This is a genomic window from Burkholderia metallica (genome assembly GCF_001718555.1).
Classification (GTDB): Bacteria; Pseudomonadota; Gammaproteobacteria; order Burkholderiales; family Burkholderiaceae; genus Burkholderia; species Burkholderia metallica.
Genome location: NZ_CP013403.1, coordinates 2,635,056 through 2,649,925 on the forward strand (window position 1 = coordinate 2,635,056; position 14,870 = coordinate 2,649,925).

General features: G+C 68.9%; 13 protein-coding genes. 3 read left to right on the plus strand and 10 right to left on the minus strand.

What is annotated here, in order from left to right:
• The 10 genes from WJ16_RS31175 to WJ16_RS31220 all read right to left on the minus strand — a co-directional run bounded on the left by WJ16_RS31175 (position 1) and on the right by WJ16_RS31220 (position 9,706).
• Entirely contained in the window at positions 1-561 is a 561-nt protein-coding gene (locus WJ16_RS31175) for a gamma carbonic anhydrase family protein (RefSeq protein WP_069260799.1), read from the minus strand.
• Positions 561-1,139 carry a 6-pyruvoyl trahydropterin synthase family protein gene (locus WJ16_RS31180; RefSeq protein ID WP_069260800.1) on the minus strand — a complete coding sequence of 193 codons (579 nt, stop codon included), beginning with the start codon at positions 1,137-1,139 and terminating at the stop codon, positions 561-563. The genes WJ16_RS31175 and WJ16_RS31180 overlap by 1 nt, the downstream gene beginning before the upstream one ends.
• A complete protein-coding gene (gene folE2, locus WJ16_RS31185) occupies positions 1,133-2,053 on the minus strand; it encodes a GTP cyclohydrolase FolE2 (protein ID WP_069261243.1) in 921 nt (306 codons plus the stop codon). Before folE2 ends, WJ16_RS31180 begins: the two co-directional genes overlap by 7 nt.
• Before the next feature lie 60 nt (positions 2,054-2,113).
• Entirely contained in the window at positions 2,114-3,322 is a 1,209-nt protein-coding gene (zigA, locus tag WJ16_RS31190; RefSeq protein WP_174921602.1) for a zinc metallochaperone GTPase ZigA, read from the minus strand.
• Between the two features lie 133 nt (positions 3,323-3,455).
• Positions 3,456-4,667: an acyl-CoA dehydrogenase family protein gene (locus WJ16_RS31195; protein WP_069260802.1), complete on the minus strand. Its 1,212-nt coding sequence runs from the start codon at positions 4,665-4,667 to the stop codon at positions 3,456-3,458.
• On the minus strand, positions 4,664-5,536 hold the full coding sequence (locus WJ16_RS31200) for a hypothetical protein (protein WP_069260803.1): 873 nt from the start codon (positions 5,534-5,536) through the stop codon (positions 4,664-4,666). Before WJ16_RS31200 ends, WJ16_RS31195 begins: the two co-directional genes overlap by 4 nt.
• A gap of 54 nt (positions 5,537-5,590) precedes the next feature.
• A complete protein-coding gene (locus tag WJ16_RS31205; protein ID WP_069260804.1) occupies positions 5,591-6,247 on the minus strand; it encodes a methionine ABC transporter permease in 657 nt (218 codons plus the stop codon).
• Positions 6,240-7,427: a methionine ABC transporter ATP-binding protein gene (locus tag WJ16_RS31210; protein WP_069260805.1), complete on the minus strand. Its 1,188-nt coding sequence runs from the start codon at positions 7,425-7,427 to the stop codon at positions 6,240-6,242. Before WJ16_RS31210 ends, WJ16_RS31205 begins: the two co-directional genes overlap by 8 nt.
• A gap of 18 nt (positions 7,428-7,445) precedes the next feature.
• Complete coding sequence (locus WJ16_RS31215; protein ID WP_069260806.1) at positions 7,446-8,864, minus strand: LLM class flavin-dependent oxidoreductase; 1,419 nt, start codon at positions 8,862-8,864, stop codon at positions 7,446-7,448.
• Positions 8,865-8,875: 11 nt separating this feature from the next.
• A complete protein-coding gene (locus WJ16_RS31220) occupies positions 8,876-9,706 on the minus strand; it encodes a MetQ/NlpA family ABC transporter substrate-binding protein (protein ID WP_069260807.1) in 831 nt (276 codons plus the stop codon).
• 432 nt (positions 9,707-10,138) lie between these two features.
• Here WJ16_RS31220 and WJ16_RS31225 point away from each other — a divergent pair, with 432 nt between their 5' ends.
• The 3 genes from WJ16_RS31225 to WJ16_RS31235 all read left to right on the plus strand — a co-directional run bounded on the left by WJ16_RS31225 (position 10,139) and on the right by WJ16_RS31235 (position 14,853).
• Positions 10,139-11,503 carry a 2-hydroxycarboxylate transporter family protein gene (locus tag WJ16_RS31225; protein WP_069260808.1) on the plus strand — a complete coding sequence of 455 codons (1,365 nt, stop codon included), beginning with the start codon at positions 10,139-10,141 and terminating at the stop codon, positions 11,501-11,503.
• 115 nt (positions 11,504-11,618) lie between these two features.
• Positions 11,619-13,502, plus strand: coding sequence for a sensor histidine kinase (locus WJ16_RS31230; protein ID WP_069260809.1), 1,884 nt, complete (start codon positions 11,619-11,621; stop codon positions 13,500-13,502).
• Entirely contained in the window at positions 13,492-14,853 is a 1,362-nt protein-coding gene (locus tag WJ16_RS31235; RefSeq protein WP_069260810.1) for a sigma-54-dependent transcriptional regulator, read from the plus strand. Before WJ16_RS31230 ends, WJ16_RS31235 begins: the two co-directional genes overlap by 11 nt.
• Positions 14,854-14,870 lie beyond the last annotated feature (17 nt).

A 14,870-nucleotide genomic window follows, 5' to 3' on the forward strand; every position in this document is an offset into this window, starting at 1 on the left:
TCAGAACTCGTTCTGGATGTGCTTGTAACCCAGCACCAGCGCGTTGTTCGTGCGTGCAACATCTTCGGAGAAATCGCTCGCGTCGGCCGTCACCTGCGGCAACGCGGCCAGATCGGTTTCCGGCCCGATGCGCTCGGTCGAACGCACGTAGAAGCCCGGCGGCAGATGGCAGCCGTCGACGACCGCGTTGTAGCGCACCACGCAGCCGTCGTCGATCGTGCAGTTGAACAGCACGCTGTTGAAGCCGACGAACACGCCGTTGCCGACCTTGCACGGCCCGTGGACGATCGCGCGATGCGCGATCGACGTGTGCTGGCCGATGGTCACGCTCGCGCCCGACTTCGAATGGATCACCACACCGTCCTGGATATTCGAATGCGCACCGATCACGATCGGTGCGATCTGACCGCCGGCGTCCGTTTCGTCGGCGCGGATCACCGCGTACGGGCCGATGAACACGTTCTCCTCGACGATCACGAGCCCGCACAGAATGGCGGTCGGATCGACGAAGGCGCTCGGGTGAATCTGCGGCAGGTCGCCGCGCGGGTTCTTTCTGATCATCAGGATTCCTGCGTTGAAATGGGACGGCCGCGCCTGATCCGTTCGAACATGCCCGGATCGCGCCACTGTTCGGCGATGGCCGGCGCGAACACGATCGCGTCCAGGTCGATGCGGCCCATGCGCGGGTTGAACGCATCGTCGCGAAAGCACTGCGCGTAGCCGGTCTCGGTCTCGTGAACGATGACCGAATGCAGCCGTACGTCGCCTTCGCCGTTCGCCATGCGGGTGCACGACAGCGCCGCATCGACGAGGCGAAAGAACACGCGCGAGAACTGCTCGGCGCTCGGCGACACGGGCAGCAGCACCCAGCGCTCGGAATGCCGGCGCATGCTGTCGAGATAGTCAGGATCGTCATCCGACCACAGCGTCACTGCATGGTCGAACGCGTCGATCAGCTCGCGCACGTCGCCCTTGAGCAGCCCGAAGTCGTAGATCATCTGCCCGTGATCCAGCGCATGCGCTTCGAGCAGCAGCTCGACGCGGTACGAATGGCCGTGGATCGAATGCGAGCAGCGCCGCGTGCTGCAGCCGCGCACGACATGCGCGTTCTCGAACCGGAACAGCTTGCGGATCAGCACGCGTCAGCACCTTCGCGAACCGGCGCGGCCCAGGCCACCGCATCGTGCGGATGCAGGCTTTCCAGATGGCGCACGTGCACGCGCGGGTCCGCGTGGCGGCCGTCCAGCGCGGCCTGGACCCGGCGCGCGGCATCCTCGACGAACATCAGGTTTTCGCCGTTCAGCACCGCGAACGCCTGCTCGTCCGCGCGCTTGACGGCCGTCTGCACCGGCGTGCCGAGCGCGTACTCGATGCGATCGATCAGGTCGATCAGCCCCAGCGTCGCGCCATCGGCGGGCAACGCCACGCTGACGACGGCCTCGCTGCGCTGGCTATGCGGCGTGGCCGCCGTCGCATGCCGTTTCAGCCACGCGGCGACCGCCGCCGGCTCGACGCGCTCGTCGCGGCCGAACGCCGCGAGGAACGCCTGTTCGACCCAGTGCCGCGACAGCGCGGCCGAGCACGGGCACGTCGACGAATAGACGGCCGTCACCTGCGCGCGCAGCTCGAACCCGACGCCCGTCAACGTCGCGTCGATCCGGACCGGATAGGCCTTCCACCCGGCCAGCCCGTCGGTCACCAGCGCCGCGCGACGCGCGAGCAAATCGAAGCGCAGCCGCAGCCGCGCACTGCGCGTGTCGCAGTCGCGGTGGCTGTCGACCATCGCGTGCAGCACACGCCGAAGGCCGGCCGGCGACAGCGCGGTGCCGTCGCCGAGCCCGTCGAGCAGCCGGTACAGCCGCGACATGTGGATGCCTTTCGCATCCGGCGCGGGCAGATCGACCTGCACGTCGGCGCGCGCATGCACGTCGCGCCGGCAGCCGGGCTCGGCCACCGCGACGGGCAGGTCGATGCCCTGCATGCCGACCCAGTCGAGCGGGCGGCGGCCCGGTGCGACGTCGGTGAGAGAAATATCGGGAAGCGCTGCATTCATGCTCGGAATCCGGTGGAGCGCCTTCTCCATCCGGATCGATGCAGGAAGCGCGCGTTCAGGTCAGGACCAGTCGCGAAACGGGTTGTCCCACGTGGTCCAGTGATCGGGGCCGGTGGCCATCTCGGCGTCGGTCAGCAGACACGCGTCGAAGCGCGCGCGCAGCGCGGGCTCGTCCATGTCCATGCCGATCAGCACGAGCTCCTGCCGCGCATCGCCGACGTGTTCGTCCCAGCGCGCGCGGATCTGCGCGACGGCTTCCGGGTCCTGCGGCCAGCGCTCGGGCGGCACCGCCGCCCACCAGTGGCCGACCGGCCCGTGCCGCGCGACCGCGCCGGCCTGCGACCACGACCCGGCAATGGTCGGATGCGTGGCGAGCCAGAAGAATCCTTTCGAGCGGACGACGCCCGGCCATTCGCTTTCGACGAGATCGAAGAAACGCTGCGGATGAAACGGCCGCCGCGCGCGGTAGACGAAGCTGCGGATGCCGTATTCGTCGGTCTCGGGCGTGTGCGTGCCGCGCATCTCCTGCAGCCAGCCCGGCGCGCGCGACGCTTCGTCGAAGTCGAACAGGCCGGTGTCGAGCACGCGCTCGAGCGGCACCTTGCCAAATTCGGCGATCTCGATCCGCGCACGCGGATTCAGCCCGCGCAGCAGCGCGACCAGCCGCTCGCGCGCGCCGGCGTCGATCAGGTCGATCTTGTTGATCACGATCACGTCGCAGAACTCGATCTGGTCGATCAGCAGATCGACCACCGTGCGCGCATCCTCGTCGCCCATCGATTCGCCGCGCGACTGCAGGCTGTCGCGCGACGCGTAGTCGCGCAGGAAATTGAACGCGTCGACCACCGTCACCATCGTGTCGAGGCGCGCGACTTCGCCGAGACTGCGGCCGTCCTCGCCTTCGAACGTGAACGTCTCGGCCACCGGCAGCGGCTCCGAGATGCCGGTGGACTCGATCACGAGCTGGTCGAAGCGCCCTTCGCGCGCGAGCCGGTCGACCTCGATCAGCAGATCCTCGCGCAGCGTGCAGCAGATGCAGCCGTTGCTCATCTCGACGAGCTTCTCGTCGGTGCGCGACAGCCCCGCGCCGCCGTCGCGCACGAGCGCGGCGTCGATGTTGACCTCGGACATGTCGTTGACGATGACCGCGACGCGCCGGCCCTCGCGATTGTTGAGGATGTGGTTGAGCAGCGTCGTCTTGCCGGCGCCGAGGAAGCCGGACAGGACGGTCACGGGAAGCCGCGTGGACGGATGGAGTGCGGTACTCATCGGGCGATTCCGGAAGAGGACGTTGAGGAGAGAATGATATATTGTATCGCAACGATATAACATATCATTCCGAACGTCCAGCCGGCCGCGGGTTTTGTCCGGAGCGGGCCATGTCCGCTCCGGTGTCGATCCGTTACGTATAAAGCGACGCCTGCGGCAATTCCCCGGTCAACGCGAACCGGCCCACGTCGCGCAGCCGGTAGTCGAGCGGATCGTGCAGCGTATGCGTGCGCGCGTTGCGCCAGAAGCGGTCGAGGCCGAGCGACGCGGCCGTCGCGCGTGCGCCGCACGCGTCGAACAGCGCCTCGCCGTTCTCGAGCGCCGCGCGCTGCGCGACGATCTTCGCCTCCGACACCGCGAGCGCCGCCTCGGCGCGCTCGTCGGCCGTCAGCGCATCCTGCCGCGCCCACGCACGCTGCAACGCGGCAGCCGCGCGATCGGCCAGCGCCGCCGCGGCGATCGCCCGCACGCGCATGTCGCCGAAGCGCTGCAGCGTGTACGGATCGTCGCTCGCCTGCGCGACTTCCGCATGGATCCACGGCCGGCCGTGCTTCAGCACATAGTCGCGCGCTTCGGCCAGCGCGCCTTCCGCGAGCCCGACGAACAGGTTCGTGAGCACGAGCTGCGACACGAGCGTGCGCAGCGTCGCGCGCGGCGTCGGCGGCGCCTCGGAACGGTGCAGCACCTCGTCCGGCGCGAGCGTCACGCCGTCGAAGCGCACGCTGCCGCTGTCGGTCTGGCGCTGGCCGATCGGGTCCCAGTCTTCGGCGACCGTGATCCCCGCGCGATCGGTCGGCACCACGCCGAACACGGTGCGGCCGGTAGCCGGATCGTGCGCGGACACCGTCATCCGCTGCGAGCCGCGCGTGCCCGAACAGAAGCCCTTCACGCCGTCGAGCCGGTAGCCGCCGTCGGGCGTCGCGGTGGCCACGAGCCGCGTATCGAGCGGATTGACCGCATTGCCCCACCACCATTGCCGCTCGACCGTGCCGCGCAGATAGCGTTCGCGCTGCGCGTCGCTGCCCCACACGTCGACGCTCACCACCTGCAGGCACTGGAACCCGACGAGATGCGCGAGCGCGCTGTCCACGCGTGCGATCCGGCGGATCGCATCGTAGATCTCGGGCCATGCGGCTTCCTGCCCGCCGAATGCGCGCGGCACCGCGAGCGTCAGCAGGCCCGCGTCGGCGAGCCATTGCTTCTCCTGCGCCGCATGACCGCCGGCGCGGTCGCGTGCAGCGGCCGTGGCGCGCAGCGCGTCGATCGCGCGCGAAAGCGCCGCGCGGTCGAAGGCGGGCGTATCGGATTCCGGCGCGAAGGTCGCCGGGCCGCGCAGATCGTTCATGCTTCCGATTCCTGCACGACGGTTTCCTGAACGACGGCTTCCCGCGCAACCGCTTCGCCCGACAGCGGCACGAGCGCGCCGAGCCGGCGGCCGGTCAGCCGCGACAGGATCTCGCGCCGCCAGTCGTCGTAGATCGCGCGGTATTCAGCGATATCCGCGCCGAACACGTGCGCGGTATGCGCGTACTCGTCGTGCAGATAACCGTCGAGCCGCACCTGCGTTTCCTCGTCGGCCGCGATCACGCGATCGATCAGCGCTTCGCGCTCGGCGGCCGGCAGCGCCTTCAACGTGTCGAACCACCACTGGACGATCTGCACGCGATGCCACTCCTCGTCCGGCCGGATCCGGTTCTCGCCGTGCTCGCGCATCGCGGAATCGCCGATGCGGCCGGTCTTGCGCTGGATCCACAGCTTCGCGAGGATGTGCAGTTCGTAGTGCCATTCGAACGCGAGAAAACCCGCGACGTCGCGCACCGCGATGTCGCCGATGCGCGCCCAGTGCGCGGCGACGAGCCGGTCGATTTCGGGCAGCGGGTCGCGCCCCGTCAGTTCCGTTACGCGTTCGCGGCCGATCACCGCGTGCGCGCCGTCGTCGCCGAGCTGGCGCGACAGGATCAGCTGGAAATGCGGATCGTCGCGAAACAGCGTATCGATCGCCTTCGCGACGACCTGCACGATGAACAGGTCGTGCGACGCCATCTTCGTGTAGTAGTCGGCGACGGCGGCCAGTTCGTCGTCGTTGCGCGGCTCGCGCGGCGGGGTGGCCAGCTTGGCCGGGAAGCCGGGACGATGGCGTCGCGCCACGTCGAGAAACAGCGCTTCCTCGAATTCTCCGTTCCATTCGCGCGGCGCGCCGATGGGCAAGCTCATAGGGTTCGTTCTCTCAGGATCATGAATGAAGCGAGCGGACGCTCGTGGCGTCGCTCAGGTACGCCGGGTCACGCGTCGGACCAGGCGGTCGCCCGTGATTTGCACGGCCGAGACGAGCGCGATCAGGATCACGATCACGGTCGCCATGACGGTGGTGTCGAAGCGCTGATAGCCGTAGCGGATCGCGAGATCGCCGAGGCCGCCCGCGCCGACGGCGCCCGCCATCGCGGTCGAGCCGATCAGCGCGACGACGGTAATGGTGAAGCCGCCGAGCATGCCCGGCAGCGCTTCGGGCAGCAGCACGTGCCAGACGATGTGGCGGCGCTTCGCGCCCATCGCGAGCGCGGCTTCGATCAGTCCGCGATCGACTTCGCGCAGGCTCACTTCGGCGATTCGCGCGAAGAACGGGATCGCGGCGATCGACAGCGGCACGACGGCCGCCCACACGCCGATCGTCGTGCCGATCAGCAGGCGCGTGAACGGCAGCAATGCGACGAGCAGGATGATGAACGGCGTCGAGCGGAACACGTTGACGAGCGCGCCGAGCACCGCGTTCACGCCGTGCCGCGCGTAGATGCCGCCGGGCGCGGTCGTCACGAGGACCACCGCGAGCGGGATGCCGATCAGCGCGGCGATCGCGGCCGATGCGGCCACCATCGACAGCGTGTCGCGGATCGCGTCGAGCAGTTCGGGCCACCAGAGGTCAAACATAGCCGAGCACCTCCGCGTGATTCGCGTGGCGGCGCGCGCGTTCGAGCAGCGCCGCGACGGCACCGCCCCGCGCCGGCGGGTGGCCGGCGTCATCCGCGCGCGGCGCGGCCGCGATCACGAGCCGCCCTTGCGCATGCCCCTGGATGCGCTCGATCCCGCCGTGCAGGAACCGCACCGAACCGCCGAGCGCGGCAGCCAGCGCGCCGACGTCCGGCTCGCCGCCGCTCTCGCCCGTATAGCGGACGTCGAGCACGATCTGGGCGCCGTCGGGCAACGCGGACTGCTCGGGCAGCGGCTGCACGCGCGCGGCCAGTTCGGCCGGCAGGTCGTGCACGAGCGTGCTGAGCAGCGCGCGCGTCGCGCCGTGGCGCGGGTTGCCGAACACGCGCCACACCGGGCCGGTTTCGACGACTTCGCCCTGTTCGATCACCGCGACCGTGTCGCACACCGCGCGGATCACTTCCATCTCGTGCGTGATCAGCACGATCGTCAGCCCGAGGCGGCGGTTGATGTCGGCGAGCAGCGCGAGAATCGACTGCGTCGTCTCGGGATCGAGCGCCGATGTCGCCTCGTCGCACAGCAGCACCTCGGGATCGTGCACGAGCGCGCGGGCAATGCCGACGCGCTGCTTCTGCCCGCCCGACAGGCTGGCCGGGTACGCATCACGCTTCGCGGCGAGCCCGACGAGCTCCAGCAGCGCCTCGACCTTGCGAACGCGTTCGGCTTTCGGCACGCCGGCGATCTTCAGCGGCAGCGCGACGTTCTCGAACACCGTCTTCGCGGACAGCAGGTTGAAATGCTGGAACACCATGCCGGTGCGGCGGCGCAGCGCGACGAGCCCGTCCTCGTCGAGCGCGCCGACGTCGACGCCCTGCACGCGCACGCGGCCCGAACTCGGCCGTTCGAGGCCGTTCACGAGACGGAGCAGCGTCGACTTCCCGGCGCCGCTGCGGCCGATGATCCCGAATACCTCGCCGCGCCGCACGTCGAGCGTCACGTCGCGCAGCGCGGCGGCCTGCCCGCGCGGCGTCGCGAACACCTTGCCGACCTGCTCCAGCGACACGGCGACGCCGCCGGCCGATCCGGCCGATGCGGCCGCTTCGTCATGCGCCGTCGCCCCGGCGCCGGCACGTACCGCCGACGTCTCGATGAAACCCAGCGTATCGAACAATTGCGTCATCGCTTCGCTCCGTCACGTTCAGACATGCGCGGGATGCGCGGATTCGGCGTGCGCGGCGGCGCCCGGCCGGTGCTGGGCGCCCGTGTGCCACGCCGGCAGGCGCGGGCCCGCGCCGAACAGCTTCTCGCGCAGCGTCGGCGCCGGATCGTAGTCTTCCTTGTAGACGCCGCGGTTCTGCAGCTCGGGCACGACCCAGTCGACGAAATCCTCGAACGACTCGGGCATCACGGTGCGCGTCAGGTTGAAGCCGTCGATGCCGGTCTCGTCGATCCACGACTGCAGCTCGTCCGCGACCTGCGACGGCGAGCCGACGATCGGCGCATAGCGGCCGCCGAGCGACATCTGTTCGAGCATCCGGCGCACGGTCCACGTGCCGGTCGTGCTCTTGCGCGAGATCGCGTCGACGGCCGACTGGATCGAATCGGTCTTCACGTACGAGATCGGCTCGTCGAGGCCGTACTTCGCGAAGTCGATGCCGGTCGAGCTCGCGAAATGCGCGAGGCCGGCTTCGGGGCTCGCATAGCGCCGGTATTCGTCGAACTTTTCGCGCGCGAGCCGCTCGGTCTCGGCCGTCACGACGCTCACGCCCGCGAAGATCCGGATCGACGCCGGGTCGCGCCCCTGCCGGGCGGCGGCCGCGCGGATGTCGAGCGCCGCCGCGCGTGCCGCGGCCTTGCTCTGCCCGTTCACGAACACGCATTCCGCATGACGGCCGGCGAACGCGACGCCGCGCGCCGACGAGCCGGCCTGGTACAGCACCGGCGTGCGCTGCAGCGACGGCTCGCTCAGATGAATCGCATCGATCGAATAGAACGGCCCGTCGTGCTTCACGCGCCGCACCTTGCCCGGCTGCGCGAACACGCGCGCGTGCGCATCGCGGATCACCGCGTCGTCGTCCCAGCTCTGCTCCCACAGCTTGTAGACGACGTCCATGTAGTCGTCCGCGCGTTCGTAGCGGTCGTCGTGGCCGATCTGCTGCGCGAGGCCCATGCCGCGCGCGGCGCTGTCGAGATAACCGGTGACGATGTTCCAGCCCACGCGCCCTTTCGTCAGATGATCGAGCGTCGACATGCGGCGCGCGAACAGGTAAGGCGGTTCATACGTGAGGTTCGCGGTCACGCCGAAGCCGAGATGCCGCGTGACCTGCGCCATCGCGGGCACGAGCAGCAGCGGATCGTTGACGGGCACCTGCACCGATTCGCGCAGCGCGGCGTCGGGCCCGCCGCCGAACACGTCGTACACGCCGACGATGTCCGCGAGGAAGATCCCGTCGAACTTGCCGCGCTCCAGCGTCTTCGCGAGGTCGGCCCAGTAGTCGAGATCGGTGTAGTGCGCGGAGCGGTCGCGCGGATGCGTCCACAGGCCGTGGTTGATGTGCCCGACGCAGTTCATGTTGAACGCGTTGAGCAGGATTTTCTTGCGGTTCGCCGTCGTCATGGCCGCCTCCGTCACCACGCGATCGCGTACAGCGAGCCGAACGCGTTGTCGAGCGCACGGCGCACGGCCGGCGACTGCTGGTAGATCGCGATGAACTTGCGAATGCGCGGATCGTTCACGCTGTCCGGACGCACGACCCACTGGATCGCGAAGATCTTGTTCTCGATGCCGTCGAACAGCAGCGCGCTGTTCGGGTCGGTCGTGCCGGCGAGCTTGATGAAGCTCGGGTAGCCCTGCGCGAGATCGACGTCGTCGAGCGAACGCGCGAGTTGCGATGCTTCGAGCGCAATGATCTTCAGGTGCTTCGGGTTCGACACGATGTCGTGCGTCGTCGCGCGGTAGTCGGCGCCCGGCTTCAGCGTGATGAGCCCGGCGCGCTGCAGCAGCAACAGCCCGCGCCCGCCGTTCACCGGGTCGTTCGCGATCGCGACCTTCGCGCCGTCCTTCAGCTCGGCGAAGCTTTTCACCTTCTTCGAATAGAGGCCGATCTTCATGATCGTGCCGGGCGCGATCGACACGAAGTTGTAGCCGCCCTGCTTGTTCGCGTTCTCGAGGAACGGGATGTGCTGGAAGTAGTTGACGTCGATGTCCTTGTTCGCGAGCGCCGCGTTCGGCGTATTCCAGTCGGTGAACTCGACGATCTTCACGTCGAGCCCCTGCGCCTTCGCCTCTTTCGCGGCGACTTTGAGCGCTTCGATCTGCGGGCTGGTCGAGATGCCGACCTTCAGCGGCGCGGTGTCGGCTTGCGCGCCGTCGAGCAGCGCAACGCCGAGCAGCGCGGCGACGATGAAGCGCGCGACGCGGCCGGCGGAAAAGCGGGCGGAAAAAACGGAATGCAGCATTGGAACCACTCTCCTGTCCAAAGACGGTATCGACGGATGCGCGACGCCGCGGCGAACGCGCGGGCGTTCTCCGGACGGGACATCGCATCGGAAAAGGATCAGCCGATGATAGAGAGCGGCGCGGGGGCGGTCTACGAAGCGATTGTGCGAAGAAAATCGCGCGCGGCGATATGGCGGGCCGCCGCCGGGGGCCGCGGGGCCCGACCGGCGCCCGGCCGGCAGGCTGGCCGAAATCTCGGCCTGGGCGCGGGGCGAATTCCGAAATCTCGGCCATCCTGTCGGCCGAAGCTTTCCTGATACGAAACAAATCCCTTAAAAATCAATGCGTTGAAAATATTCCGGCAGGTCCGGAATGCTGGCACGAGGGTTGCGTAATAGGCGGCACACGATGCCGCGAAGTCATGCAGGCATTCCAACATCAGGAGACACGTCTTGCAGACCTCTATCCATACCCCGCCCCGTTCCGAGCCGGTTTCCGGCACCGTCGCCCCCCCGCGCGAGCGCTTCTGGCCGGAGGGCTGGTGGAAACTGATGGAAATCCGCATCGGCATCATTCCGCTGCCCGTCTACTTCATCCTGCTCGCGCTGATCGTCGGCTTCTCGGTGACCGGCAAGGTGCCCGGCGAGATCTCGATGGCGATCGCGGTGCTCGCGTTCTTCGGCTTCACCTGCGCGGAACTCGGCAAGCGCCTGCCGCTGCTGCGCAACATCGGCGCGGCCGCGATCTTCGCGACCTTCGTGCCGTCGGCGCTCACCTACTACCACGTGCTGCCGAAGCCGGTGCTGAACCTGACGGTCGAGTTCACGAAGTCGACCAACTTCCTGTACCTGTTCATCGCGTCGATCATCGTCGGCAGCATCCTGAGCATGGATCGCCGCGTGCTGATCCAGGGTTTCCTGAAGATCTTCATTCCGCTCGCGGCGGGCTCGGCCGCCGCCGCGATCGTCGGCACGGCGGTCGGCACTGCGCTCGGCCTCGGCGCGCGCCACACGCTGCTGTACATCGTCGTGCCGATCATGGCGGGCGGCGTCGGCGAAGGCGCGATTCCGCTGTCGATCGGCTATTCGGAACTGATGCACCTGCCGCAAGGCGAGATGTTCGCGATGGTGCTGCCGCCGGTGATGCTCGGCAGCCTGACCGCGATCATCCTGTCGGGCGCGCTCGACATGCTCGGCAAGCGCTTCCCGCACCTGACCGGCAACGGCCGCCTGCAGGTCGGCGAATCGGGCGACATGACGCCCGAGAACGAGGAAATCCGCGGCCACGTCGACGTCTCGCACATCGCGGGCGCCGGCATCACCGCGATCACGCTGTACCTGGTCGGCCTGATGGCGCACAAGCTGTTCGGCCTGCCCGCGCCGGTCGCGATGCTGTTCCTCGCGGTGCTCGTGAAGCTTGCCCGCGCGGTGTCGCCGCCGCTGCAGGAAGGCGCGTTCGTCGTCTACAAGTTCTTCTCGACCGCCGTCACGTATCCGCTGCTGTTCGCGATCGGCGTCGCGATGACGCCGTGGGACAAGCTGACCGCCGCGTTCACGATCGTCAACGTCGTCACGATCGTATCGACCGTCGCGACGCTGATGGGCACCGGTTTCGTGGTCGGCCGCCTGCTGAAGATGTACCCTATCGACACCGCAATCGTGAACGCCTGCCACAGCGGGCAAGGCGGCACCGGCGACGTCGCGATCCTGACCGCCGCGAACCGGATGCAGCTGATGCCGTTCGCGCAGATCGCGACGCGGATCGGCGGCGCGATCGTCGTCACGGTCACGTTGATCCTGATCGCACACTTCGGATGACGCGCCGCCGCGCGCCCCGTCGCGCCGGCCGCTTCGCACGCGCCGCCGCCGGCCTCGCCGGCGCGCGGCGCGCGTCGTTCCGGGCGTCGTTTCAGGTGGGCGGTTGCGGGCTTCGATGAGGGCGAACGTGCAGAAGAGCTTCAAGGGAATCCCGTGGTGGGGCTGGGCATCGGCCGCCGTGCTGTATGGGTGCGTCGCGGCCGCGGCCGTCGATTTCGCGTGGGAACGCGCGATCGATGCGCTCGAGGAGGCCGGCGCGCACCGGCTCGACCTGTATGCGTCGAGCCTGAAGAGCGAGCTCGGCCGCTTCGAGATCCTGCCCGGCCTGGTCGCGCGGCAGGACGGCGTGCGCACGATGCTCAAAGCCGCGCCGCACGATGCGCCCGCACTCGTGCATACGGTGAACACCTACCTCGAAGCCGTGAATCGCGACGCGGGCAGCGGCGCGGTCGACGTGATCGACCTGCAGGGCGACGTGATCGCCGCCAGCAACTGGAACGAGACGATCAGCTTCGTCGGCACCAACGTGTCGTACCGGCCGTACTTCAAGGACGCGCTCGCGCGCGGCAGCGGCCGCTTCTTCGGCATCGGCACCAATACCGGTGTGCCGGGTGTCTACTTCGCGAGCGCGGTGCGCAGCGACGGCGTGCCGATCGGCGTGGCCGCCGTGAAGATCAGCGTCGATTCGCTCGAATCGGCATGGCGCGCGCCGGGCGTCGCCGCGATGGTCGTCGACGGCAACGGCGTGGTCGTGATCTCGACCGAGCCCGCGTGGAAATTCACCGCGCTGCGCCCGATCACCGCGCAGCAGCAGCGCGACATCCAGGCGTCGCGGCAATACGCGGGCCGCACGGTCGACGCACTGCCGTACCGCCGCATCGGCGACCGCGGCGCGGCCGCGTGGTTCGGCACCTTTCCCGATCCGCACCACGCCGGCCGCAGCACGCGCTATCTCGTGATGTCGCGCCCCGCGCCGCAGGCCGGCGACTCGCTGATGGTGCTGCTCGATATCGCGGGCGCGCGGCGCCAGCAGCAGACGGCATTCATCTTCGTCACCGGCGCGTTCCTGATCGTCGCGCTGCTGGCCGGCTACGCGATCCAGCGCCGCCGGGCGATCGTCGCGCGGCTGAAGGCACAGGACGCGCTGCGCCGCGCGAACGACCGGCTCGAACTGACGGTCGCGCAGCGCACCGCCGCACTGACGGCCGCGAACGAGCGGATGCAGCGCGAGATCGACGAGCGCGAACGCACCGAGCAGCGGCTGCGCGCGTCGCAGCAGGAAGTCGTGCATGCGGGCAAGCTCGCAGTGCTCGGGCAGATGGCCGCCGGCCTCACGCACGAGCTGAACCAGCCGCTCGTCGCGATCCGCACGCTGTGCGACAACGCGCGCACGTTCTTCGAGCGCGGCCAGCCGGCGCCCGCGCTCGCCAATCTCGAACGGATCGGCAAGCTCGTCGACGGGATGGCGGTCCTCACCGGCGAGCTGAAGACGTTCGCGCGCAAGCCCGACGTCGAGCGCGTCGCGGTGTCGTTGAACGAAGCCGTCGCGCATGCGCGGCTCATCTACGACGCGCGGATCCGCGACGAAGGCGTGCGGCTCGACGTGAACATCGCGCCCGGCACGGCCGTGTCGGCCGAGTCGAGCCAGTTGCAGCAGGTGATCGTGAACCTGCTCGGCAATGCGCTCGACGCGGTGCACGACGCGCCCGTGCGCCGCATCGTCATCGAGGCCGCCGGGCCGGACGAAGCGGGCCGCGTGCGCTTCACCGTCGCCGACAGCGGCGCGGGCATCGCGCCCGACGTGCTGCCGCACCTGTTCGAGCCGTTCGTCACGACCAAGCCGCGCGGCCAGGGCCTCGGGCTCGGCCTCGCGATCACGTCGCGCATCGTCGAGGCGTTCGGCGCGAAGATCGCCGCGACGAACCGCGACGAAGGCGGCGCGCAGTTCACCATCGAATTCGCGGCGGCCACGCTGCAAAGGACAGAGCATGGAAGATGAGATTCGGGTGCTGGTCGTCGAGGACGATGAAAATGTCCGGATCGGCGTCGAGCAGGCGGTGGCGCTCGCCGGTTTCGCGGTCGACGCGTTCGCGTCGGCCGCCGACGCGCTCGCCCACGTCGCGCCCGGCGCGCCGGTGGTGATCGTGTCGGACGTGCGGATGCCCGGTATCGACGGGCTGCAACTGCTCGATCGCGTGATGGCCATCGACGCGCAGATCCCGGTCGTGCTGATCAGCGGCCATGCCGATATCTCGACGGCCGTCGGCGCGATGCAGGTCGGCGCATACGACTTCATCGAGAAGCCGTTTTCGTCCGACGTGATCGCGGGGCGCGTCGCGCGCGCGGTCGAGAAACGCCGCCTGACGCTCGAAGTGCAGGGCCTGCGCGCGGCGCTGAACAACTGGCAGGGCATCGAGGCGTTCGTGCTCGGCAAGTCGCCCGCGATGGCGGACGTGCGCAAGAAGATCCTGCGCCTCGCCGATACGTCGGTATCGGTGCTGATCACCGGCGAAACGGGCACCGGCAAGGAGCTGATCGCGCGCAGCCTGCACGACTTCGGCAGCCGGCGCGACGCGCATTTCGTCGCGCTGAACTGCGGCGGCCTGCCCGAGCAGGTGTTCGAGAGCGAACTGTTCGGCCACGAAGCCGGCGCGTTCACCGGCGCGATCAAGAAGCGCATCGGCAAGATCGAATGGGCGGACGGCGGCACGCTGTTCCTCGACGAGATCGAGACGATGCCGGTTCCGCTGCAGGTCAAGATGCTGCGCGTGCTGCAGGAACGCGTGGTCGAACGGCTCGGCGCGAACGAGCTGATCCCGGTCGACTGCCGCGTGGTCGCCGCGTCGAAAGCCGATCTCGCCGAACTCGCGGCCGACGGGCGTTTTCGCGCCGACCTGCTGTATCGCCTGAACGTCGCGCAGATCGAGCTGCCGCCGCTGCGCGAGCGGCGCGAGGACGTGCCGCTGCTGTTCGAGCATTTCGTGCTCGCGGCCGCCCGGCGCTTCGGGCAGCCCGCGCCGGTCGTCACGGCCGCGCAGGTGTCCGAACTGATGACGCACGCGTGGCCCGGCAACGTGCGCGAGCTGCAGAACGTGGCCGATCGCTTCGTGCTCGGGCTGACCGGCGACAGCCTGCTATCGTCCGGCGGCACACCGGCCGCGGCCGGCACGCTGGCGGAACAGCTCGCGTATTTCGAGCGCATGCTGATCGAGGACATGCTGCGGCGTCACAACGGCAACGTCGCGGAGGCGAGCGAAGCGCTCGGGATGCCGAAGAAAACGCTCTATCACAAGCTGCGCAACCTGCGGATTCCCGCGCGCGGCGACGCGGCGGCCGACGGCGGCGAATGACGCGAACGAGGACACTC

What these genes read in the sequence shown, in the direction of transcription:
- WJ16_RS31175 (WP_069260799.1), bottom strand. Translation starts at nt 561, where the DNA reads ATGATCAGAAAGAACCCGCGCGGCGACCTGCCGCAGATTCACCCGAGC.
- folE2 (WP_069261243.1), bottom strand. Translation starts at nt 2,053, where the DNA reads ATGAATGCAGCGCTTCCCGATATTTCTCTCACCGACGTCGCACCGGGC.
- zigA (WP_174921602.1), bottom strand. Translation starts at nt 3,322, where the DNA reads ATGAGTACCGCACTCCATCCGTCCACGCGGCTTCCCGTGACCGTCCTG.
- WJ16_RS31195 (WP_069260802.1), bottom strand. Translation starts at nt 4,667, where the DNA reads ATGAACGATCTGCGCGGCCCGGCGACCTTCGCGCCGGAATCCGATACG.
- WJ16_RS31200 (WP_069260803.1), bottom strand. Translation starts at nt 5,536, where the DNA reads ATGAGCTTGCCCATCGGCGCGCCGCGCGAATGGAACGGAGAATTCGAG.
- WJ16_RS31205 (WP_069260804.1), bottom strand. Translation starts at nt 6,247, where the DNA reads ATGTTTGACCTCTGGTGGCCCGAACTGCTCGACGCGATCCGCGACACG.
- WJ16_RS31210 (WP_069260805.1), bottom strand. Translation starts at nt 7,427, where the DNA reads ATGACGCAATTGTTCGATACGCTGGGTTTCATCGAGACGTCGGCGGTA.
- WJ16_RS31215 (WP_069260806.1), bottom strand. Translation starts at nt 8,864, where the DNA reads ATGACGACGGCGAACCGCAAGAAAATCCTGCTCAACGCGTTCAACATG.
- WJ16_RS31220 (WP_069260807.1), bottom strand. Translation starts at nt 9,706, where the DNA reads ATGCTGCATTCCGTTTTTTCCGCCCGCTTTTCCGCCGGCCGCGTCGCG.
- WJ16_RS31230 (WP_069260809.1), top strand. Translation starts at nt 11,619, where the DNA reads ATGAGGGCGAACGTGCAGAAGAGCTTCAAGGGAATCCCGTGGTGGGGC.
- WJ16_RS31235 (WP_069260810.1), top strand. Translation starts at nt 13,492, where the DNA reads ATGGAAGATGAGATTCGGGTGCTGGTCGTCGAGGACGATGAAAATGTC.